This is a genomic window from Streptomyces sp. GbtcB7, assembly GCF_019091445.1.
Lineage (GTDB): Bacteria > Actinomycetota > Actinomycetes > Streptomycetales > Streptomycetaceae > Streptomyces > Streptomyces mirabilis.
Window position 1 is genome coordinate 1 of the sequence record NZ_JAGXJM010000321.1, and the last position, 266, is coordinate 266.

1 pseudogene is annotated in these 266 nt (G+C 73.7%); it reads left to right on the forward strand.

What is annotated here, in order from left to right:
- A pseudogene (locus tag KVT44_RS56185) lies at nucleotides 1-266 on the forward strand (integrase); the annotation flags it as partial.

Here is a 266-nt window from a genome sequence, read left to right on the forward strand (position 1 = left end):
GTACGCAATCACCGCGACGGCGGTTGGATCACCGTGCTCTGGCGTCACCTTCGCACCACACCGGCCCCGTTGGGCGAGCTGGCCTGGGGTCACACCCGCCGCGTCCTCGCCGAGCGCGGCACCGATCCGGTCACCGAGCAGGAGATCGCCCAGGCCGCGGTCGACCTGCTGGACCGAGCCGCCGACGGACCCCAGGAATCGCCGGCCAAGCCCTCCCCGCGCAGCCACAAGGACCGCAGGGTCGCCGCCCGCACCCGCACCACCAG